Source organism: Klebsiella sp. 141240 (genome assembly GCF_050600805.1).
Lineage (GTDB): Bacteria > Pseudomonadota > Gammaproteobacteria > Enterobacterales > Enterobacteriaceae > Klebsiella > Klebsiella aerogenes.
In genome coordinates this window covers 327,115-346,785 of record NZ_JAQIRK010000002.1, presented here as the reverse complement: position 1 = coordinate 346,785, position 19,671 = coordinate 327,115, and the positions used below count along the sequence as shown (strand labels likewise).

Below are 19,671 nucleotides of genomic sequence, written 5' to 3'. Positions count from 1 at the left end.
CTCCCCAGGGCAATTAATATTCTGATTTAACGAATTTTTCACAGCCGCCGATGCCTGACAACTGCGTAAAAAGCATAAGATAAAACCAAATAATATTAGCCATCTGGATGTCCAGACATAACATCAGGTTAGCCCAACACCCATAAGGAGCGCTTCCCGCCCTGGCAGCGCTTTAGCCTGCCGGCGACGTTAACCCCTGACGCTTTGCGCGCGACGTTTGAGAAGGTGGAATACTTCAGCCGTTAATCACCCAGACCATCTATACCTAATGATGATTCTCACCACTCTCGTAACGAGGTCATCATGCAGATCGATTTAACAGGTAAGAAGGCGCTGGTTACCGGCGCCAGCCGTGGGTTGGGTCGCGCTATTGCGCTGTCGCTGGCGCGCGCCGGCGCCGATGTGGTTATTACGTATGAAAAATCGGCCGATAAAGCCCAGGCAGTCGCTGATGAAATTAAGGCGCTGGGTCGGTACAGCGAAGCGGTGCAGGCAGACAGCGCCAGCGCGCAGGCCATTCAGGATGCCGTCACCCATGCAGCCCGGGCCCTCGGCGGGCTGGACATTCTGGTCAACAACGCTGGCATCGCCCGCGGCGGTCCACTGGAATCCATGACGCTGGCGGACATTGACGACCTTATCAACGTCAATATTCGTGGGGTGGTCATCGCTATCCAGGAAGCGCTGGTGCATATGTCCGATGGCGGACGGATCATCAACATCGGCAGCTGTCTGGCCAACCGCGTAGCCATGCCGGGCATCGCGGTTTACGCCATGACCAAGTCCGCCCTCAACTCCCTGACCCGTGGCCTGGCGCGTGATTTAGGCCCTCGCGGGATCACCGTTAACCTTGTCCATCCAGGGCCGACCAACAGCGATATGAACCCGGAGGATGGGGAACAGGCGGAAGCCCAGCGCCAGATGATTGCGGTCGGTCACTACGGCCAGCCGCAAGACATCGCCGCGGCGGTCACCTTCCTGGCCAGCCCGGCCGCCGGGCAGATCTCCGGTACGGGGCTCGACGTGGATGGCGGCCTGAACGCCTGATCGCATATTTTCTGCAAGCCTCTGTCGCCCGGCAGAGGCCTTCCCGCGCCGCCTCGACGGGTTACGCTTTGCCTCTTACCTGCGTTTTTTCTCCGCTCTACTGTACTCCATAAGAAATTCGGAATTTATCTAATAGTCTTATTATTTCCTTATGTTTTGTGTGGGCGTACAGTGGAGGTACGGATGAAGATTGTCTGGTCAAAAACGGCAAATAAGCAATTTTCTAAAATCGATAATCGGTATAAGAACCGCATTAAATCCAGGCTGGAGAAGATGAATGATAAAGCTTCACCTATCTCGGATATCAAAAAATTGTCCTTTCCCGAAAACCACTACAGGCTGCGATTAGGTGATTACAGAGTCATCTACACCTTTGGGGATCCGCCGGACGATACCTGCTACGTAGTGGCGGTTAAACGCCGAACCACCACCACCTACCTTCATGAGGAACATACCGAATATGACTATTCAGTACATCAAGGATGAAGAAGGAAAAGACCAGTATGTCGTCATTCCTTACAGTGATTACTTTCGTATGCGCCTGGCTCTGCTGGAGTACGACGACGAGGATGAAAACAATTGGGAAGATATTTCTTATGAATCAGATATCTATGATAACGTAATGCTGCCAGGGGATGTCTGCGACGTGATGCATAAAGAAAACGTCAGCCTGCAGGCCGCGTGGCGTATCCTGCGCGGACTCTCACAGCGGGAGGTCGCGGCTAAACTCGGCATCAGCCAGTCCGCGGTGTCACAGCTGGAAGCGCTGAACTCCCGTCCGCAGAAGCGAACCCGCGAAAAACTGGCGGCGATTTACGGCTGTACCCAGGAGCAAATCAGTCTTTATTTACCGAAAGAAGGCTAGCAGCACTTTGCCCCGCCCTTACCGCCGTAGCGTGCGTCCTGGCGCTCGCGGAAGAATTCTTCATAGGTCATCGGCGTCTGGTCCGGATGCGTGATCCGCATGTGTTCGACGTAGTTGTCGTAATCCGGCACGCCGATCATCATCTTCGCCGCCTGGCCTAAATATTTTCCTGCTTTTGAAAGGGTGTCGAACATAATGAGTTCCTCGCTTATTCCCCTCACCCCAGCCCTCTCCCACAGGGAGAGGGAGGAGAAGAAAGGTAGGCCAAACAGGTTAATGCGCGCGCTTCGCCTGCGCCGTTAAGGTCTGCGCATCCGCGGGCATCGCTTCATACGGCGTCTCTTTCGCCGTCGGTTTATCCTCTTTCAACGCCGCCAGCGCGGTTTTAATCGAGAACAGCGCCAGAACCACCACCACAATCATAAAGAAGATAGTCAGCCCGGCATCGAGACGGTTATTAAACACCAGCTGCGCCAGCTGCGATTCCGTATACTGCGGCGGAATGGCGCCGCTGTCGATCATCGCCTGGAATTTATTGGCGATGGCCAGGAAACCGACTTTGGTATCCGGGCTAAACGATTTCTGCCAGCCGGCGGTCAGCGTACAAATCAGCAGCCAGCTTGTCGGCAGCAGCGCCACCCACGCATAGCGCTGGCGTTTCATCTTGAACAGTACCACCGCGCACAGCATCAGCGCCATTCCCGCCAGCATCTGGTTGGCGATACCGAACAGCGGCCACAGGGTATTGATGCCGCCCAGCGGGTCAACCACCCCCTGATGCAGGAAGTAGCCCCACGCCAGGACGCACAGCGCGGTCGCCAGCAGGTTAGCCGGAAGCGAGCTGGTTTTTTTCAACCCGGGGCTAATCACGCCCAGCAGATCCTGCAGCATGAACCGCGCCGCGCGGGTGCCGGCATCGACCGCCGTCAGGATAAACAACGCCTCAAACAGAATGGCGAAGTGGTACCAGAAAGAGACATCCATCAGCCCGCCCAGCGAGCCGTGCAGAATGTAAGCCATCCCCACCGCCAGCGTCGGAGCGCCGCCGGCGCGTGAAATAATCGACTGTTCGCCGACCTCATGGGCTATTTGATTCAGCGTATCCGGGGTAATGCTAAAGCCCCAGCCGCTCACTACCTGCGCCGCCGAGGCCACGACGTCAGTCGTCCCCGCCGGCGCCAGCACCGCCATCGGGCTGTTCATCGCGAAGTAGACGCCCGGGTCGATAATACAGGCCGCCACCAGCGCCATAATCGCCACGAAGGATTCCATCAACATGCCGCCGTAGCCGATAAAGCAGGCCTGGCCTTCGTTGGCTAACATCTTCGGCGTGGTGCCGGAGGAGATCAGCGCGTGGAAACCAGAAACCGCGCCGCAGGCGATGGTGATAAACAGGAACGGGAACAGGTTGCCGGTCCAGACCGGGCCGGTACCGTCGACGAACTTCGTCAGCGCCGGCATAGTCAGCGTCGGGCGCATAATCAGGATGCCAATCGCCAGCCCAACGATGGTGCCGATTTTCAGGAACGTGGAGAGATAGTCGCGCGGCGCCAGCAGTAGCCAGACCGGCAGTACCGCGGCAACAAAGCCGTAACCCACCAGAATCCACGTCAGCTGTACGCCGGTATAATCAAACCACGGCGCCCAGGTCGGGCTTTCCGCCACCCAGCCGCCGGAAATAATCGCGAACACCAGCATCACCAGGCCTATCACCGACACCTCGCCGATGCGCCCCGGGCGCAGGTAGCGAATATAGATGCCCATAAAGATCGCCAGCGGGATGGTAAAGGCGACGGTGTATGTCCCCCAGGGACTGTGGGTCAATGCTTTCACCACGATCATCGCCAGTACCGCGAGGATGATCACCATGATCATAAAACAGGCCACCAGCGCCAGTACGCCAGCGGTCGGCCCCATCTCCTCTTTAACCAGTTCGCCAAGCGAACGGCCATCGCGGCGGGTCGAAACAAACAGCACCATAAAGTCCTGCACGGCGCCGGCCAGCACCACGCCGGCGAGGATCCAGATCATCCCCGGCAGGTAGCCCATCTGCGCGGCAAGCACCGGGCCAACCAGCGGCCCTGCGCCGGCAATCGCGGCAAAATGGTGACCGAACAGCACTTTTTTGTCGGTCGGAACATAATCGAGACCGTCGTTATGTCGTACCGCCGGCGTCATCCGCGTTGGGTCAACGCCGAGGACGGTTTTGGCGATATACAGGCCGTAGAAACGATACGCGATCAGATAAACGCAGACCGCCGCGACGACAATCCACAGCGCGTTTATCTGCTCACCCCGGTTTAAGGCGATATAGCCGAGGGCAAAGGCTCCGATTACGGAGAGCAGTGTCCAGATAAGGTATTTCCCTGAATTATTCATTGTTGTGGTCCACCGGTAGGGTAATCAGGATGTTACAGTTTGTTTCTAGAACACAACGCAGAATTTAACAACTTCGAAACAGCGCAGATGCCATGCCGCGGCGGAGATTTGTCTCACATTGCTAGCGGGATCACTTAAGACAGGAAAATTAATGAAAGGATTGCCGTGAACGGTGCCGTTTTTTTGTCGGGTGGCGGCCTCAAAACCCCCGGTGGCGCTACCGCTTACCGGGGCTACAGCGCTGTGCGATTTGGTAGCCCGGCTCAGCGCAGCGCAAGCCGGGGAAATAGCGGCGTCTTAGCCAAGCACCGCGGTACCCAGACGACAGGTGCAGCAGCGCCGCCCTTTTTCGTCATACACTACAATTTCCCAACTCTGACTCTGGCGGCCAAGATGCAGCGGTCGGCATTCACCGCGCACTTTACCGCTGGAGACCGGACGATGGTGGGTAGCGTTAAGCTCGGTGCCCACCACGCACTGCCCATCCTCCGTCATCAGCCAACCGGCCATCGAGCCCAGCGTCTCCGCCAGCGCCGCGGAAGCGCCGCCGTGCAGCAGGCCAAACGGCTGATGCGTGCGCGCATCCACCGGCATCTCCGCCTCCAGTAGCCCCTCTTCCAGCCGGGTGTAGACGATGCCAAGATGCGCCACCATGGTGTTTTCGCTGCTGGCGTTCAGCGCCGCAAGCGTGAGCTCTCGTTTCCAGGCCATTTACGCCCCCAGCGTCGAGCCGCCATCGACCACAATATCCTGCAGCGTGATATGGCTGGCGTGAGAAGAGGCGAGGAACAAAATGGTATTGGCGATCTCCTGCGGACGGGCGATTTTGCCCAGCGGGATCCCAAGCTTAAACTGCTCGCCAAATCCGCGGATCCGCTGCTGTTCAGCATCTTCATTGACCCACAGGGTACGTTGCATATCGGTGTCGGTGGAGCCCGGCGATACCAGATTACAACGCACGCCGCTGCCTGCCAGCTCAAGCCCGACGGTCAACGCCAGGCTTTTCAGCGCCGCTTTCGAGGCGCCATAGGCGCTCATGCCGATACGCGGAGTATGCGCGGCATCGGAGGCGACGGTGACGATCGCCCCGCCCTGCTGACGGCGGAACTGCGCCATCGTCTGCTGAAACAGATTAAACGCGCCGCCGACGTTCACCGCGAAGGTCTGCTGCCAGTCCTCCGCGCTCAATTGATCGGTCGCCCCCATGCGCAGGATCCCGGCCGCATTCACCAGCACGTCCAGTCGTTCGATATCGTTGAGCAGACGCGCGCAAACGTCGCGTACCTGGTCGGCATCGGCGACGTCCAGCATTTCGGTGGCAAACGGGTAGCTTTCGCCGTCAAAGGCAAGGTCGAAACCGGTGACGTTGGCCCCGGCCTCGACGAAAGCCAGCGCGGTGGCATAGCCAATGCCTTTACCTGCGCCGGTCACCCACACGGTCTGGCCGTGAAAATCCAGCGCCGCCATTATTTCACCTCGCGGGAAAGCAGCGCCCACCAGGCGTCGATGGTCGGGTTTTTCGCCAGCATCACGAAGTCGATATCGCCGTGCACTTTGCGCCAGCGGGCGGCCAGCGCCATCATACGCACCGAATCCAGCCCGTAGTCGATCAGGTTTTCATCATCCAGCGGTTCGTCGGATTCGTCGAGCAGCGGCAGAATTAGTGCGCGCAGGGCCGCTTTGGAGGCCGGCAGCGGCAGCAGTTCTTCGGTCATCACCACCCGTCCGGAACGGCCAGCGACGTATTTCAGCGCCATCAAATGCTCTTCGCGGCTGAAGTCCGCCAGCGCATCGGCGACAAAGAACGGTTTGATATCGCGCATAAAAGCGTCGGTGGCGGTAGTCATGCAGCCGATATGGGCGTAAACGCCGGTGATGATCAGCTGGTCGCGGCCGGTCTCTTTCAGCATTTCTTCAAGCGGCGAGCGATGAAACGCGCTGTAGCGCCATTTCACCAGCACCGTATCCTGTTCATCCGGCGCCAGCGCGGCAATCACCTGTTGCTGTTCCGGCGAGCGAGTTAACCCCGGCCCCCACATATCATTCAGCAGGGCGCGGTCTTCATCGCTCTGCTCTTTCGGCTGGGCGGTGTAGTACACCGGAATACCGTTTTGTTTGCAGAAGTCGCGCAGGGAGGCGATATTGGCCACCACTTTTTCCATCATCGCGCTGTTTTCGCCCCAGAAATTGAGGAAATACTCCTGCATGTCGTGGATCAGCAGCGCGGCGCGCGACGGCTCAAAGGCCCAGTTAACTTTGTTCGCCGGAATATCGCTGGCTTCCGGCAGCGCATAAGCCTGTAATTTAGGGATTGCCATTTTCTGTTCTCCTTCAGCCCAGCTTGCCTTCGGCCAGCCACTGACGTAATTGTTTTTTATCGACTTTGCCCACCGGCGTCAGCGGCAGCGCGGCAACGCACTCCACGCGATCCGGCAATTTAAATTCAGCCACGCCCTGCTCGCGCAGGAAGCGGCGCACCGCGACGGCGCGCAGCGGCGATGTCACCACCAGATAAGCGCAGCTCTTCTCGCCCAGCAGATTGTCCTCAATGCTGACCAGCGCGGCGTGGATCACCGCCTCATGGCGCAGCAGCAGGTTTTCTATCTCTTCAGCGGCGATCTTCTCGCCACCGCGGTTGATCTGATCTTTTTCCCGGCCCTGGACGGTGATATAGCCATCTTCATCGATCGAAATCAGATCGCCTGAGCAGTAAAATCCATCGGCATCAAAGGCTTCCGCGTTATGTTGCGGACTGTTGTAGTAGCCGCGGAAGGTATAAGGCCCACGGGTCATCAGACGGCCAACTTCGCCGCGCGGCAGCGGGTTGCCATCGGCATCCGCCACCCACACTTCGTCGTCCGGGCACATCGGGCAACCCTGGGTATTGATAATCCGCTGCGGGCTATCGTTGAGACGGGTGTAGTTAACCAGCCCCTCCGCCATGCCGAACACCTGCTGCAGCTGGCAGCCGATTTCCGCCGGAATGCGCGCGGCGAGCGTCGCGGACAGGCGCGCTCCGCCAACCTGCAATAACTGCAGCGATTGCAGTTGCGCGTTGCTGCCCCATTCATGAATAGCCTGCAGCCACAGGCTGACCGCCGGCGGCACCAGCGACGCGACGTTAATCTGATGTTTTTCAATCAACGGGAAACAGAGCGTGGCGCTCGGGTCGGCGGCGAGGATCACCCGGCCGCCGGCGAGGAAGACGCCCAGTGAGCCCGGCGAGCTCATCGCATAGTTGTGCGCCGCCGGCAGCGCGTTGAGATAGCGCGTATCGGCGTTAATACCGCAGATCTCGTTGCTGCGGCGGATACTGTAATCGTAATCGTTATGGGTACGCGGGATAAGCTTCGGCGTCCCGGTGCTGCCGCCTGAGAGCTGGAAAAAAGCCACTTCGTCAGCCGGGGTCGGATTGGCGACAAAGTTATCCGCCGTACGGTTAATTTCCGTCGCCAGGTCGCGCTCGCCGCCATCGTTACGCAGCAGCGCGACGCGCAGTGAAGGATGCTCAGCGATAAAACCATTGAGGAAGCTATCGTCCGCAAACAGCGCGTGCTCGCGATCGGCAATCAGCAGCGAGGGTTTAATCTGCGCGGCGTAGGCGTTGAGTTCGCTACGCTGGTGGCTAAACAAGGCGTTAACCGGAGCGACGCCGATGCGCAGCAGCGCAAAGAAGGTAATGTAGAACTCGGCGACGTTGCCAAGCTGCACCAGCGCGGTTTCTCCGCGCTTAAGCCCCTGATGCTGCAGGGAAGACGCGAGGTTATCCACCAGCAGGTTAAACTGGCGGAAGCTAATCTGCCGCTCGCCGTCGATAATCGCCACGGCGTCATTTTCCGCATGACGAGTAATCAGATTGGTTAACGGCAGATCCTGCCAGTAGCCTTTTTGACGATAGCGGGCCGCAAACTCTTCCGGCCAACGGGTAAATGCAATCATCCTTGCCTCTTAATTCAAGCCAAATACGTTAAGCATGGTGGTGAGTTTGACGCCGGTTTCGCGCCATTCGCCCAGCGGCGAGGAGGCCGGGACGATCCCCGCGCCGGCAAACAGGCGCAGCGAGCGTTGATGTAGGCGCGCACAGCGGATGGTCACTACCCATTCGCCGTTGCCTTCGTCATCGCACCAGCCGACAATGCCGCCAAACAGCTGGCGATCGAACGGTTCGAGCTCGGCAATCAGGCGCTTCGCCACCTGGTGCGGGAAACCGCTCAGCGCCGGGGTCGGGTGCAGCAGGCAGGCCAGCGACATGGCGTTTTCTTCCGCCAGCGCCGTACCTTCGATCGGCGTCGCCAGGTGCCATAAGGTTGGCGTGGTAATCAACTGCGGTGATTCCGGCAGCGACAGCTGGCTACTGCGCGGGCCAAGCACGCTCTTCATCGCCTGGGTCACCAGCTCGTGCTCATGGCGATCTTTACCGGAGGCCAGCAATTTATTGCCTGCTTCGCGGTCCAGCACGTCGTCAGGCTGGCGGCGGGCAGAGCCGGCCAGCGGCAGCGAACTGAAATGCAGCCCTTCTTTACGCAGCAGGAGTTCCGGGCTGGCGCCCAGCAGTACCCCGCCGTCTGACAGCGGGACATGGAAATTAAAGCTCGCCGGGTTCTGGGCAATCAGCCGCTCCAGCAGCGCGCCGCTATCGACCCGGTCGCGGGTAGTGATATCAATCAGCCTTGAGAGCACCACTTTGTCGACTTCCGGAGTCGCCGTCAGCGCGGCGGCACGTTCCACCATCGCCAAAAACTCGTCCTGTTCCGGGATCTCCTGACGATCGACAACATCCATCGCCTTGAGCGGCGCCGCGTAACGCGCGGACTGCTGTTTGTCGGTACGGGAGAAGGTTTCCCAGCGTTCGGGGATATAGAGCTCGGAAGGCTGATTGGTGTCGAACGGAATCGCCCCGACCATTACCGGCTTGCGGATCCCCGCCGCGCGGGCTTCGGCAAAAGCGGCCGCCATTTTCTGCTGGAACTCGCCGTTCAGTGAATCACCGCCGACGGCAGGTTGGGAAAAACGGCTAAAACAGCCGGTGGTGCTGAAGCTGCGGTACGGCGACATAAAGAAGAAGCTTTGCGGCGACAGGGTCTGCGTTTTTTCCTGTACATCCTCAGCCAGTGACGTTTCCATATCATCCTCCAAAAACGATAAAGATATTAAGAATAATTATCATTTATATTTTTGTTGGCTAACCTAAAAGGTATTGCTCTCCTTGTCAACCGCACAAACAGCAGGTTATGCGACTTAAACTTGCATCCAGGCAACACAATGTTGAAAATGAGACGTATTTACTACAACTGACTCAGGATGCGAATTCGTGAATTTTGCCACTTTTTGCCGTCGTACTTTACTCGCCAGCGGGCTGTGCCTTTTAGGAATTACCTCAGCGCTGGCGGCGGACTGGCCGCGTCAGATCGCCGATAGCCGCGGCACCCATACGCTGGAAAGCCAGCCGCTGCGCATAGTCTCAACCAGCGTTACCCTCACCGGCTCGCTGCTGGCTATTGATGCGCCGGTGGTGGCCAGCGGCGCAACCACGCCGAATAACCGCGTGGCCGACGCGCAGGGCTTTCTGCGCCAGTGGGGCGATGTCGCGAAAAAGCGCAAACTGGCGCGACTGTATATTGGCGAACCCAGCGCCGAAGCGGTGGCGGCGCAGATGCCGGATCTGATTTTGATAAGCGCCACCGGGGGAGATTCCGCGCTGGCCCTGTACGACCAGCTTTCGACTATCGCGCCGACGCTTGTCATCAACTACGACGATAAAAGCTGGCAGACGCTGCTTACCCAATTAGGGCATATCACCGGTCACGAGAAGCAGGCGGACGCGCGCATTGCCGAATTCAATAAACAGCTCGTTTCGTTAAAAGAGAAACTGAAGTTGCCGCCGCAGCCGGTCACCGCGCTGGTTTATACCGCCGCGGCGCATAGCGCCAATATCTGGACGCCGGAATCAGCGCAGGGTCAGATGCTGGAACAGTTAGGCTTTAAGCTGGCGGCGCTGCCGGGCGGCCTTCACGCCAGCCAGAGCCAGGGTAAGCGTCACGACATCGTGCAGTTGGGCGGCGAGAATCTGGCGGCGGGTATCAACGGCGAAAGCCTGTTCCTGTTCGCCGGCGACCAGAAAGACGCTGAGGCCATTTACGCTAACCCGCTGCTGGCGCACCTGCCGTCGGTTGCCGCGAAGCGCGTTTATCCGCTGGGTACCGAAACCTTCCGTCTTGACTACTACAGCGCCATGCTGGTCCTGCAGCGTTTATCCGCGCTCTTTGCCTGAGTCTCCCATCCCGGCGCCAGGCGCCGGGATCTCATTTCATCTCATCAAACACATCATCTATCTGTTACAAAAGACTTTTTATTCCTTTTCCCCTTTGATATCTCATCCATTCCTCATGCGAAACATCATCATTTGAGGTGTTGTTTTGTGATTAGCCATCGTCGCCGCCTTCCCCGAATATCTGCCCCACACCACTTGAGGTGGACATTCAACTCAGAAGGAACTTACCGTGACCACTAGCAAATTGATCAAGGGCGATACCCTGACCGAAACCAGCAACGCCGCAGATGGTTTTAACCCGGCAACTGAAGTCAGCAACTACAGCTACACGTCAGACCGCGTCGCCAAACCGGTCTATAACAAATACAAAAGCGCAACCACCAAACCAAAGGTATTCGGTTACTACACCGACTGGTCTCAGTATGATGGTCGCCTGCAGGGCAGCGATGCGAAAGATAACCGCGGCCGCGGCTACGACCTGACCAACGTCTCACCGACCGCTTACGATAAAATCATCGTTGGCTTCGTCGGCGTGACCGGCTTCCATAAAGTGGATGGTCTGTATCGCGATGTGGTGGCCGAAGGCGCCGAGCAGTGCGGCAAAGTCAAATATGAACCGACCTTCCTCGACCCGTGGGGCGACTTCCAGTCTTACGTTAACGTTGGCCACAGCGTTAGCGGCTGGGACGTCGATCCGAAAACCGTAACCCAGACGAACACCAAAGGCCTGCTCGGCGGCCTGCGCGACCTGCAGGCGAAAGCCAAACAGCAGGGCCACAACCTGGTGCTGTCCATGAGCATCGGCGGCTGGACCATGAGTAACGGCTTCCATGAAACCGCGGCATCTGATTCCGCACGTAAAACCTTCTCTAAAGGCGTGGTGAAGCTGTTCAAACAGTTCCCGATGTTCAGCGAAGTGGATATCGACTGGGAATACCCGAACGCTGAAGGCGCCGGTAACCCTTATGGCCCGGAAGATGGCGATAACTACGCCCTGCTGATTGCCGAACTGCGTAAGCAGCTGGATTCCGCCGGCCTGAGCGATGTCAAAATCTCTATCGCCAGTTCGGCGGTGGTGAAGACTTTCGATTATTCCAACGTCAAAGCGCTGCTCAGCGCCGGTCTGTACGGCATCAACCTGATGACCTATGACTTCTTCGGCACCCCGTGGGCCGAAAGCATTGCTCACCACAGCAACCTGAACGCCATTGAACAAGGCGGCTGGGCGGTTAACACCATCGTTGAACATCTGCTGGCGGAAGGTTTCCCCGCTGAACGTATCAACATCGGTTACGCCGGTTATACCCGTAACGGCCGCAACGCCGAGCTGGAGTCGCTGTCTCCGCTGAAAGGTACCTATAACCCGGGTAACGGCACCACCGTCGGTACCTTTGAATCGGGTACCACCGAATGGTATGACGTCATTTATAACTACCTGGACCTGGAAAACCAGAAAGGGCGTAACGGCTTTAACGTTTATACCGACCAGGTGGCTGACGCTGACTACCTCTACAACCCGGAATCCAAACTGTTTATGTCGCTGGATACGCCGCGCACCGTGAAAGCCAAAGGCGAATACGCGGCGAAGCTGGGTCTGGGCGGCATGTTCACCTGGACTATCGACCAGGACAACGGCGTGCTGGTTAACGCCGCCCGTGAAGGTCTGGGATATGAAATCGCTTCTGAAGTTATCGATATGGACCCGTTCTATTTCGAAGGCATCAACGTTGCGCCAGCTGATGAACAGGAGGAAGAAGATACAGACCAGACTGAACCGACGGTAAACCATGCGCCAGAGGCGGCGATTGAGATGATGGTCGTAGGCGGCTCCCGCGTTCGTCTGTCCGGGGAAAAGTCGTCTGATGAAGATAGCGACGAGCTGAGCTACAGCTGGGGCGTGCCGGCAGCGATTGATGTTGTGGATAAAACCGCCGCGGTTATTGAGTTCGATGTCCCGGTCGTCACCGCGGATACCGAGTTTACCTTTACCCTGTTCGTTCGCGACACCTGGGGCGAACCGTCAACCCAGCAGCGCTTTATCCTCTCCGTCGTCGTGGCTTCCGGAAACGGTCAGAGTGATGACAAGCCAGCCGATGAGCCGGCAGATGAACCTGCTGACGAAGAAAAAGAGACTGATGACACCACGCCTGCGCAGGATGATGACGTGGTACCGTCTGACGACGCTACGCCTTACCCGCTGTGGGATGCTAAAACCGTTTATGGCGGCAACTGGGGTACCTTTGAAACCGTGAGCTGGAAAGGTCACAACTATCAGGTGAAATGGTGGTCTCAGGGCAACCAGCCTGACCTGTACTGCGGCCAGTTCGACGTCTGGAAAGACCTCGGCGCATACTAAGTGTTATAAGTGAAGCCAGGCCCCGGAGCAATCCGGGGCCTTTTTGCTATTATCGCGCTTAACTTTCGCTGACCATCTCTGGACGCTGAAAACGACGTAGCTCGCGCAATAAGCCAATCAGTAATACGCCAACAATCACCAGCGCCCAGCCGCTGGCGCTGGCTGAAGCCACCGGGGTCATCACCGCCCCTAATCCGCCAAGCAACGCCGCGCCAATGGCATCACCGGTGACGTTCTGCGCGGTCCACAGGCCATTAATGCGCCCCAGCATATTCTCCGGCGTTTGCGTCTGGATAAGCGTGTACTGTAGCAGCGAGCTTATCGCGCTCAGCCAACCAAACAGCGCCAGACAGAGCGCGCCCAGCGCCCAGAACGGCATCACGCTGAATAAAGCGATCGCCACAAATGACCCTACCGTTGTCATCAGCATCAACGCTCCCGGCCTGGCGGTATGCGCCAGTTGCCCGCTGGTTAACGCTCCCAGCGCCGCGCCAAGTGGGATGGCGGCGTACAACAGGCCAATTTGCGAATTTGACATCTGCCAGCCTTCCGCCAGCGCCGGATAAAGCACCCGCACCGCGCTGGCCATCGTCAACAGGCCGCCGAGCAGCGCAATACCGCCAATAAGCGGGCTATTAAAGAGAAATTTTAGCCCCGCCAGTAACGATTTCAGCGGATGCTCGCGCGGCTGCGGCGGTGGCGGCAGCAGCGGCAGGCGTAGCAGCGTCAGGGTGGTAATGAACGTCCCTGCCGCCGCCAGGCCATAGTTCCAGGCAACACCACCGGTCGCCAGCAATAGGCCGCCGATCATCGGCGAGATCACCGAACCGAGACGCACGGTCAACATGGTGATAGCCCCTGCCTGCATCAGATTTTCGCGGCCCACCAACGCCGGCGTTGCCGCCAATAGCGCGGTTACGCCTAAAGAGGCGAAGAAGCCATCCCAGATCCCCAGCAGGTAAATTGCCGCCAGCGAGGGTTCCGGCAGCATGGCGTTCAGGCACAGGCCGACGAAGCCAACGCCGCAGGTGCCACGCGCCAGCAGGATCAGGCGTTTGCGTTCATAACGGTCGGCCAACACGCCGCCGACCATCAGCCCAATGAACATTGAACAGCCGGTCAACATCACCGAGAGCCCCACCTGCCAGGTCGAATGGGTCATCATCTGGATTTGTACCGGGATCGCCACGCCTAACAGGCCAAGCGACAGGATCGAGATAAAGCGAGCGATAAAGACGGCGCGGAACGCCGGATGGGTGCGCAGGAGGCTGACATCAAGCAGCCGGGAAGGTCGGTTCATGCAAGGGCCTTGTCGTTATTTTTCATACCATTTTTATGGTTTCTCATGATAACATACCTGAATAAAATCGATAACGATAACTACTATCATTATCATATCAGGGATTTGAACTATGTCGTTTTCTACGACCACGGTGCGCGCCGTCGCCGTGCCTGGTCTCTTGTTACTTTTAGCTCTCGCGATTGCGCTCAGCCTGCTTATCGGCGCCAAACCTCTGCCGCCTTCCGTGATTGTCGATGCCTTTTCCGGCAGTTGTCAGAGCGCCGACTGTACCATCGTACTGGATGCCCGCCTGCCGCGTACGCTGGCTGGATTGCTCGCCGGCTGCGCGCTCGGTCTCGCCGGCGCGCTGATGCAAACCCTCACCCGTAACCCGTTGGCCGACCCGGGCCTGCTCGGCGTCAACTCCGGCGCCAGCTTCGCCATCGTGTTAGGCGCGGCGCTGTTGGGTATCACTTCGCCGCAGGAGCAGCTGCTGATGGCCTTCTGCGGCGCCTTCGCCGCGTCGTTACTGGTCGCGTTTACCGGCAGCCAGGGCGGCGGCCAGCTTAGCCCGGTGCGCCTGACCCTGGCGGGCGTGGCGCTGGCGGCGGTACTGGAAGGCTTATCTAACGGCATCGCCCTGCTCAACCCGGACGTATATGACCAGCTGCGCTTCTGGCAGGCCGGCTCGCTGGATATTCGCACCCTGCAAACGCTGAAAATCGTCCTGCTGCCGGTACTGATTGCCGCCGCGGTAACGCTGTTTCTCAGCCGGGCGCTAAACAGCCTGAGTCTCGGCGCCGACACCGCCACCGCGCTCGGTAGCCGGGTCGCGCGCACCCAGCTTATCGGCCTGCTGGCGATCACCGTTCTGTGCGGCAGCGCGACGGCGCTGGTCGGCCCTATCGCCTTTATCGGCCTGATGATGCCGCATATGGCGCGCTGGCTGGTCGGCGCGGATCACCGCTGGTCATTGCCGGTTACGCTGCTCGCCACTCCCGCCCTGTTGCTGTTTGCCGACGTGCTTGGCCGCCTGTTGGTGCCCGGTGAACTGCGCGTTTCGGTGGTCAGCGCCTTTATCGGCGCGCCGGTGCTGATCTGGCTGGTTCGCCGTCAGCCGCGAGGAGGTGCGCTGTGATGGCCCCTTCCCGCCGCCTGATTTTCTGCTGCCTGCTGCTGATCGCCGCCAGTCTGCTGGTGTCGCTGCTCGGTCTGGGTAATGGCCTGGTGCCGCTCAGCATCGAACAGGTGGTTTCGGCGCTACTCGGCGACGCGCCGCGTAACGTCAGCATGGTGGTCACCGAATGGCGCTTGCCGCGCGTGCTGATGGCGCTGCTGATCGGCGCGGGGCTTGGCGTCAGCGGCGCCATTTTTCAGTCATTGATGCGTAACCCGCTGGGTAGCCCGGACGTAATGGGCTTCAACACCGGCGCCTGGAGCGGCGTGCTGGTAGCGATGGTGATGTTCGGCCAGAACCTGACCGCCATCGCGCTGGCGGCAATGCTTGGCGGCGTGCTGACCTCGCTGGTGGTGTGGCTGCTGGCGTGGCGCAACGGCATTGAAACCTTCCGCCTGATCATTATCGGCATCGGCGTGCGCGCCATGCTGGTGGCATTCAATACCTGGCTGCTGCTGCGCGCGTCGCTTGAGACCGCCCTTTCCGCCGGATTATGGAATGCCGGTTCGCTCAACGGCCTGACGTGGGGCAAAACCTGGCCATCGGCGCCGCTGATTCTGCTGATGTTGGCGTGCGGCGCGCTGCTGGCGCGGCGGATGCGGCTGCTGGAGATGGGCGACGATACCGCCTGCGCGCTGGGGGTTCGGGTCGAACGTTCGCGCCTGCTGCTGATGCTGGTGGCGGTGCTACTGACCGCTTCCGCCACCGCGCTGGCCGGGCCTATTTCTTTCGTCGCGTTGGTCGCGCCGCATATCGCCCGGCGGATAAGCGGTACCGCACGCTGGGGATTAACCCAGTCGGCGCTGTGCGGCGCGCTGCTGCTGGCGCTGGCCGATTACTGCGCTCAGCGCCTGTTCATGCCTTATCAGTTACCGGTAGGGGTGGTCACCGTCAGTCTTGGCGGTATCTACCTCATCGCGTTATTAATTCAGGAGTCCCGCAAAAAATGACCGCTGTAACTTCCCGTTTGCGCGGCGACCAGTTGACCCTGGCCTACGGCAAAAAGACCATCGCCGAATCGCTGAACGTCACAATTCCTGACGGCCATTTCACGGCGATTATCGGTCCCAACGGCTGTGGTAAATCAACCCTGCTGCGCACCCTCAGCCGCCTGATGACCCCGTCCAGCGGACACGTTTATCTCGACGGCGAGCAGATCCAGCGCTACGCCAGCAAAGAGGTGGCGAAGCGGATTGGCCTGCTGGCGCAGAATGCCACCACGCCCGGCGATATCACCGTACAAGAGCTGGTGGCGCGCGGGCGCTATCCGCACCAGCCGATGTTTACCCGTTGGCGTAAAGAAGACGAAACAGCGGTAAATAACGCGATGCGGGCGACGGGTATTGTCGACCTCGCGCTGCAGAGCGTGGATACCCTCTCCGGCGGCCAGCGCCAGCGGGCATGGATTGCGATGGTACTGGCGCAGGAGACAGCGATTATGTTGCTTGATGAGCCGACGACCTGGCTGGATATCAGCCATCAGATCGACCTGCTGGAACTGTTAAGCGAGCTGAATCGCGAGAAGGGATATACGCTGGCGGCGGTACTGCACGATCTCAATCAGGCCTGCCGTTACGCCACCCATCTGATCGCCCTGCGCGACGGTAAGATCGTTGCCGAAGGCGCGCCGAAAGAGATCGTCACGGCGGATCTGATTGAGCGTATCTACGGCCTGCGCTGCACGATAATCGAGGATCCGGTGGCGCATACGCCGCTGGTGGTGCCGCTGGGACGTCGTTAAGCATATAGCATAAGCACCTGGGCAACAGCTAAAAGGTCCGCACTCCCTCCTGGACTAAGGTTTCGGTTGGTTAGCGCTTTGTCCATGATCGCTAAATCCGCAGTAGTCCAGCCATGTGCAAGTAATTGGCTGGCATACAATTGGACAAAATGTAATCCTTCCAGCCCCCCTCTTGAGACGAGATTAGTATCGGGATTAACGGCCATTAAACTTAAGAGCGCCTGATGCAAACGTTTCCGAGGACAATGCTCAGTAAACCACCATGGCAGTATATGCTGGCGAATGATCTGAAACCCGCTTTCGGCCTCCCCTCGCGCCCCGGTTAATCCATATTGTTGATATAATCGCTCTCCCGCGGTCTTTCCAGAGCTGCCACCCTGCAGTTCTTTTGCCACAATGCCACGAGTAATGCGCCTGACCGTTTCGCAAAGGGATGATAACGTTAGCGCTTCGCTACGTCCGCTCAACCATCCTGCCGCAGCACAGAGTAACCCAAGAGAAAAGATGCCGCCTTTATGGGTATTAATACCATGAGTGGCGGTAAACATCGCTTGTTCACAAGCCAACCCAATTGGGCGAATCAGCGGCAATAGCGCGGTTTCATCCACATGGCAGTATTGCTCAGCCTTAAACCAGAAATGAGATAGCCACGGAGTAATCGCATCGATGCTGCGTAAGAATAGCGATAAATCCATATCCCGGTGCGCGCCATTATTAGCCGCATCCACCAAACCTGGCTTAGGTGTTAAGTAAACTTCATCAAGCAATGCCTGTCTGGCAGCCATGACAATATCAGGCATGGTTAATTGACTGGCGATACGCACGTTAATCACGACTAAACCAACCATCAATACGTTGTTCTATCTGGTTAGCCGCATCTGACAGCGGCCTCACCAGCAGTAAGAAAATAAACGGAAATTGCCAACGCGTCAGCCACTCCTGCTGGCGTGGAGCACAAAGCGCTTTCACCGCCAGCAGGAGATTGAGACTCACGCCCGACATTTCAGGCGTTGGTAGCATGGATTGTTTACCCTATTTCACCTGGTGCACCACATCAATGACGCTACCATCTCGATAGCGAATTATCCCCACCACGCGGTCGGTAAATTCGATAGGCTTTGGCTCGCCAGTCAGGGTGAGCGCGCGGGCATACAGCTCCGCCATCTCCAGTACCGGCAGACCTGCCGCCAGCAGACGCTCGCGAACTTCCGGGCGCGCCGGGTTCACTGCGATGCCGTGGTCGGTCACCAGCACATCAATGCTTTCGCCCGGCGTCACCATGGTAGTTACCCGCTTCACCACCGTCGGGATTCGGCTACGAATCAGCGGCGCCACGACAATCGTCAGGTTCGCTGCCGCCGCCACATCGCAGTGGCCGCCGGATGCGCCGCGCATCACCCCGTCGGAACCGGTGATGACGTTGACGTTAAAGTCGGTGTCGATTTCCAGCGCGCTGAGGATCACGATATCCAGCTGGTCGCAGCTGGCCGCTTTCGCCCCCGGATTGGCATACACATTAGTGGAGATTTCGATATGATTCGGGTTACGCGCCAGCGACGCCGCCGCCTGGCTGTCGAAGCACTGGGTGTCGAGCAATTTCTCAATTAACCCTTTTTCATGCAGATCGACCAGGCTGCCGGTAATGCCTCCCAGCGCGAAGCGGGCAACAATATTGTTGCGCTCCATCTTCTCTTCCATAAAGCGGGTGCAGGCGGTGGATGCCGCGCCGGAACCGGTCTGCATTGAGAAACCGTTATAGAAATAGCCGGAGTGCTCGATCACTTCCGCCGCGCGACGGGCGATCAGCAGCTCCCGCGGATTACTGGTGACGCGCGCCGCGCCGACGCTGATTTTCGCCGGGTCGCCAACGCTGTCCACTTTAACAATGTAATCAACCTGATCCTGTACCAGGCTCGCCGGCATGTTCGGGAACGGCACGAGTTCTTCCGTCAACAGCACCACATTACGCGCGAACTGCGCATCGACCATCGCGTAGCCGAGAGCGCCACAGCAGGCCTTACCCTGAGTCCCGTTGGCATTGCCGTATTCATCGCTGCAAGGTACGCCGAGGAACGCCACGTCGATTTTAATCTCACCATCCTGCAATAGCTTCACGCGACCCCCGTGCGAGTGGATCTGCACCGGCTCTTCCATCAGGCCATGGGAAATCGCCTCCGCCAGCTTGCCGCGCATACCGGAGGTCCAGATGCGGGTAATCACCCCGGACTGAATATGTTCAATCAGCGCGTCGTTGCAGGTCATCAGCGAGCTGGATGCCAGGGTCAGGTTTTTGAACCCCATTCGCGCCAGCAAAGCGACCACGTCATTGATCACCCTGTCGCCTTCGCGGAACGCGTGGTGGAAAGAGATGGTCATTCCGTCTTTCAGGCCGCTGCGTTTTACGGCCTCTTCAAGATTGGCGCACAGCTTGCGGTGGTGTTTAGCGTCGTTATCCGACAGCCAAGGCGTCATGGTATGCGCGCTGGTAAAAGGTTGTAGATGACGCAGGTGCGCGTATTTCTGGTGCAATTCTTCAGTTAACTTACTCATTAC

General features: G+C 58.5%; 19 protein-coding genes. 8 read left to right on the top strand and 11 right to left on the bottom strand.

Annotated features, from left to right (window positions below):
- Positions 1-303: 303 nt before the first annotated feature.
- From PGQ95_RS04610 to PGQ95_RS04600, 3 genes are all read left to right on the top strand, one after another.
- Positions 304-1,047, top strand: coding sequence for an SDR family NAD(P)-dependent oxidoreductase (locus tag PGQ95_RS04610; RefSeq protein ID WP_015367762.1), 744 nt, complete (start codon positions 304-306; stop codon positions 1,045-1,047).
- Positions 1,048-1,230: 183 nt separating this feature from the next.
- On the top strand, positions 1,231-1,533 hold the full coding sequence (locus PGQ95_RS04605; RefSeq protein WP_015367763.1) for a type II toxin-antitoxin system RelE family toxin: 303 nt from the start codon (positions 1,231-1,233) through the stop codon (positions 1,531-1,533).
- A complete protein-coding gene (locus tag PGQ95_RS04600) occupies positions 1,508-1,912 on the top strand; it encodes a helix-turn-helix domain-containing protein (protein WP_430917117.1) in 405 nt (134 codons plus the stop codon). The genes PGQ95_RS04605 and PGQ95_RS04600 overlap by 26 nt, the downstream gene beginning before the upstream one ends.
- On the opposite strand, the gene PGQ95_RS04595 is transcribed toward PGQ95_RS04600, so the two are convergent.
- The 7 genes from PGQ95_RS04595 to entC form a co-directional block, all read right to left on the bottom strand.
- A complete protein-coding gene (locus PGQ95_RS04595) occupies positions 1,909-2,106 on the bottom strand; it encodes a YbdD/YjiX family protein (RefSeq protein ID WP_002893903.1) in 198 nt (65 codons plus the stop codon). The two genes, PGQ95_RS04600 and PGQ95_RS04595, sit on opposite strands and share 4 nt — an antisense overlap.
- Before the next feature lie 79 nt (positions 2,107-2,185).
- A complete protein-coding gene (gene cstA / locus PGQ95_RS04590) occupies positions 2,186-4,291 on the bottom strand; it encodes a pyruvate/proton symporter CstA (protein ID WP_213794470.1) in 2,106 nt (701 codons plus the stop codon).
- Positions 4,292-4,588: 297 nt separating this feature from the next.
- Positions 4,589-5,002 (bottom strand): proofreading thioesterase EntH, encoded by a 414-nt coding sequence (gene entH / locus PGQ95_RS04585; RefSeq protein WP_087860261.1) that lies wholly within the window; start codon positions 5,000-5,002, stop codon positions 4,589-4,591.
- Positions 5,003-5,758 carry a 2,3-dihydro-2,3-dihydroxybenzoate dehydrogenase EntA gene (gene entA, locus PGQ95_RS04580; protein WP_087860262.1) on the bottom strand — a complete coding sequence of 252 codons (756 nt, stop codon included), beginning with the start codon at positions 5,756-5,758 and terminating at the stop codon, positions 5,003-5,005.
- Positions 5,758-6,609 (bottom strand): enterobactin biosynthesis bifunctional isochorismatase/aryl carrier protein EntB, encoded by an 852-nt coding sequence (gene entB / locus PGQ95_RS04575; protein ID WP_213794469.1) that lies wholly within the window; start codon positions 6,607-6,609, stop codon positions 5,758-5,760. The genes entA and entB overlap by 1 nt, the downstream gene beginning before the upstream one ends.
- A gap of 13 nt (positions 6,610-6,622) precedes the next feature.
- Positions 6,623-8,230: a (2,3-dihydroxybenzoyl)adenylate synthase EntE gene (gene entE / locus PGQ95_RS04570; protein WP_113373834.1), complete on the bottom strand. Its 1,608-nt coding sequence runs from the start codon at positions 8,228-8,230 to the stop codon at positions 6,623-6,625.
- Between the two features lie 9 nt (positions 8,231-8,239).
- On the bottom strand, positions 8,240-9,415 hold the full coding sequence (entC, locus tag PGQ95_RS04565) for an isochorismate synthase EntC (protein WP_045361975.1): 1,176 nt from the start codon (positions 9,413-9,415) through the stop codon (positions 8,240-8,242).
- Positions 9,416-9,602: 187 nt separating this feature from the next.
- On the opposite strand from entC, the gene fepB reads away from it, so the two are divergent.
- Together fepB and PGQ95_RS04555 are read left to right on the top strand one after the other, a co-directional pair.
- Positions 9,603-10,562, top strand: coding sequence for a Fe2+-enterobactin ABC transporter substrate-binding protein (gene fepB, locus PGQ95_RS04560; RefSeq protein ID WP_113373833.1), 960 nt, complete (start codon positions 9,603-9,605; stop codon positions 10,560-10,562).
- 229 nt (positions 10,563-10,791) lie between these two features.
- Positions 10,792-12,918 carry a glycosyl hydrolase family 18 protein gene (locus PGQ95_RS04555; protein ID WP_430917113.1) on the top strand — a complete coding sequence of 709 codons (2,127 nt, stop codon included), beginning with the start codon at positions 10,792-10,794 and terminating at the stop codon, positions 12,916-12,918.
- Between the two features lie 58 nt (positions 12,919-12,976).
- On the opposite strand, the gene entS is transcribed toward PGQ95_RS04555, so the two are convergent.
- Complete coding sequence (gene entS, locus PGQ95_RS04550; RefSeq protein ID WP_213794467.1) at positions 12,977-14,218, bottom strand: enterobactin transporter EntS; 1,242 nt, start codon at positions 14,216-14,218, stop codon at positions 12,977-12,979.
- A 112-nt stretch (positions 14,219-14,330) separates the two neighbouring features.
- Here entS and fepD point away from each other — a divergent pair, with 112 nt between their 5' ends.
- From fepD to fepC, 3 genes are read left to right on the top strand one after another with little or no spacing between them, the layout of a single operon-like run.
- Complete coding sequence (gene fepD, locus PGQ95_RS04545; RefSeq protein ID WP_213794466.1) at positions 14,331-15,338, top strand: Fe(3+)-siderophore ABC transporter permease; 1,008 nt, start codon at positions 14,331-14,333, stop codon at positions 15,336-15,338.
- On the top strand, positions 15,338-16,327 hold the full coding sequence (gene fepG / locus PGQ95_RS04540) for an iron-enterobactin ABC transporter permease (RefSeq protein ID WP_213317422.1): 990 nt from the start codon (positions 15,338-15,340) through the stop codon (positions 16,325-16,327). The genes fepD and fepG overlap by 1 nt, the downstream gene beginning before the upstream one ends.
- Positions 16,324-17,118: an iron-enterobactin ABC transporter ATP-binding protein gene (fepC, locus tag PGQ95_RS04535; RefSeq protein WP_087860268.1), complete on the top strand. Its 795-nt coding sequence runs from the start codon at positions 16,324-16,326 to the stop codon at positions 17,116-17,118. The genes fepG and fepC overlap by 4 nt, the downstream gene beginning before the upstream one ends.
- Here the strand turns inward: fepC and citG are convergent.
- The 3 genes from citG to citF are packed head-to-tail and all read right to left on the bottom strand — an operon-like array spanning position 17,115 to position 19,668.
- On the bottom strand, positions 17,115-17,966 hold the full coding sequence (gene citG / locus PGQ95_RS04530) for a triphosphoribosyl-dephospho-CoA synthase CitG (RefSeq protein ID WP_430917111.1): 852 nt from the start codon (positions 17,964-17,966) through the stop codon (positions 17,115-17,117). The two genes, fepC and citG, sit on opposite strands and share 4 nt — an antisense overlap.
- Positions 17,944-18,111: a hypothetical protein gene (locus tag PGQ95_RS04525; RefSeq protein ID WP_430917109.1), complete on the bottom strand. Its 168-nt coding sequence runs from the start codon at positions 18,109-18,111 to the stop codon at positions 17,944-17,946. The genes citG and PGQ95_RS04525 overlap by 23 nt, the downstream gene beginning before the upstream one ends.
- Before the next feature lie 39 nt (positions 18,112-18,150).
- Positions 18,151-19,668: a citrate lyase subunit alpha gene (gene citF, locus PGQ95_RS04520; RefSeq protein ID WP_430917107.1), complete on the bottom strand. Its 1,518-nt coding sequence runs from the start codon at positions 19,666-19,668 to the stop codon at positions 18,151-18,153.
- Positions 19,669-19,671 lie beyond the last annotated feature (3 nt).

Excerpts from the sequence above, each read along its gene's own strand:
- citG (WP_430917111.1), bottom strand. The coding sequence starts at position 17,966 with ATGGTTGGTTTAGTCGTGATTAACGTGCGTATCGCCAGTCAATTAACC.
- entC (WP_045361975.1), bottom strand. The coding sequence starts at position 9,415 with ATGGAAACGTCACTGGCTGAGGATGTACAGGAAAAAACGCAGACCCTG.
- PGQ95_RS04605 (WP_015367763.1), top strand. The coding sequence starts at position 1,231 with ATGAAGATTGTCTGGTCAAAAACGGCAAATAAGCAATTTTCTAAAATC.
- PGQ95_RS04595 (WP_002893903.1), bottom strand. The coding sequence starts at position 2,106 with ATGTTCGACACCCTTTCAAAAGCAGGAAAATATTTAGGCCAGGCGGCG.
- fepC (WP_087860268.1), top strand. The coding sequence starts at position 16,324 with ATGACCGCTGTAACTTCCCGTTTGCGCGGCGACCAGTTGACCCTGGCC.
- fepD (WP_213794466.1), top strand. The coding sequence starts at position 14,331 with ATGTCGTTTTCTACGACCACGGTGCGCGCCGTCGCCGTGCCTGGTCTC.
- entA (WP_087860262.1), bottom strand. The coding sequence starts at position 5,758 with ATGGCGGCGCTGGATTTTCACGGCCAGACCGTGTGGGTGACCGGCGCA.
- entE (WP_113373834.1), bottom strand. The coding sequence starts at position 8,230 with ATGATTGCATTTACCCGTTGGCCGGAAGAGTTTGCGGCCCGCTATCGT.
- citF (WP_430917107.1), bottom strand. The coding sequence starts at position 19,668 with ATGAGTAAGTTAACTGAAGAATTGCACCAGAAATACGCGCACCTGCGT.
- entS (WP_213794467.1), bottom strand. The coding sequence starts at position 14,218 with ATGAACCGACCTTCCCGGCTGCTTGATGTCAGCCTCCTGCGCACCCAT.
- entB (WP_213794469.1), bottom strand. The coding sequence starts at position 6,609 with ATGGCAATCCCTAAATTACAGGCTTATGCGCTGCCGGAAGCCAGCGAT.
- entH (WP_087860261.1), bottom strand. The coding sequence starts at position 5,002 with ATGGCCTGGAAACGAGAGCTCACGCTTGCGGCGCTGAACGCCAGCAGC.
- PGQ95_RS04600 (WP_430917117.1), top strand. The coding sequence starts at position 1,508 with ATGACTATTCAGTACATCAAGGATGAAGAAGGAAAAGACCAGTATGTC.
- fepG (WP_213317422.1), top strand. The coding sequence starts at position 15,338 with ATGGCCCCTTCCCGCCGCCTGATTTTCTGCTGCCTGCTGCTGATCGCC.
- PGQ95_RS04610 (WP_015367762.1), top strand. The coding sequence starts at position 304 with ATGCAGATCGATTTAACAGGTAAGAAGGCGCTGGTTACCGGCGCCAGC.
- cstA (WP_213794470.1), bottom strand. The coding sequence starts at position 4,291 with ATGAATAATTCAGGGAAATACCTTATCTGGACACTGCTCTCCGTAATC.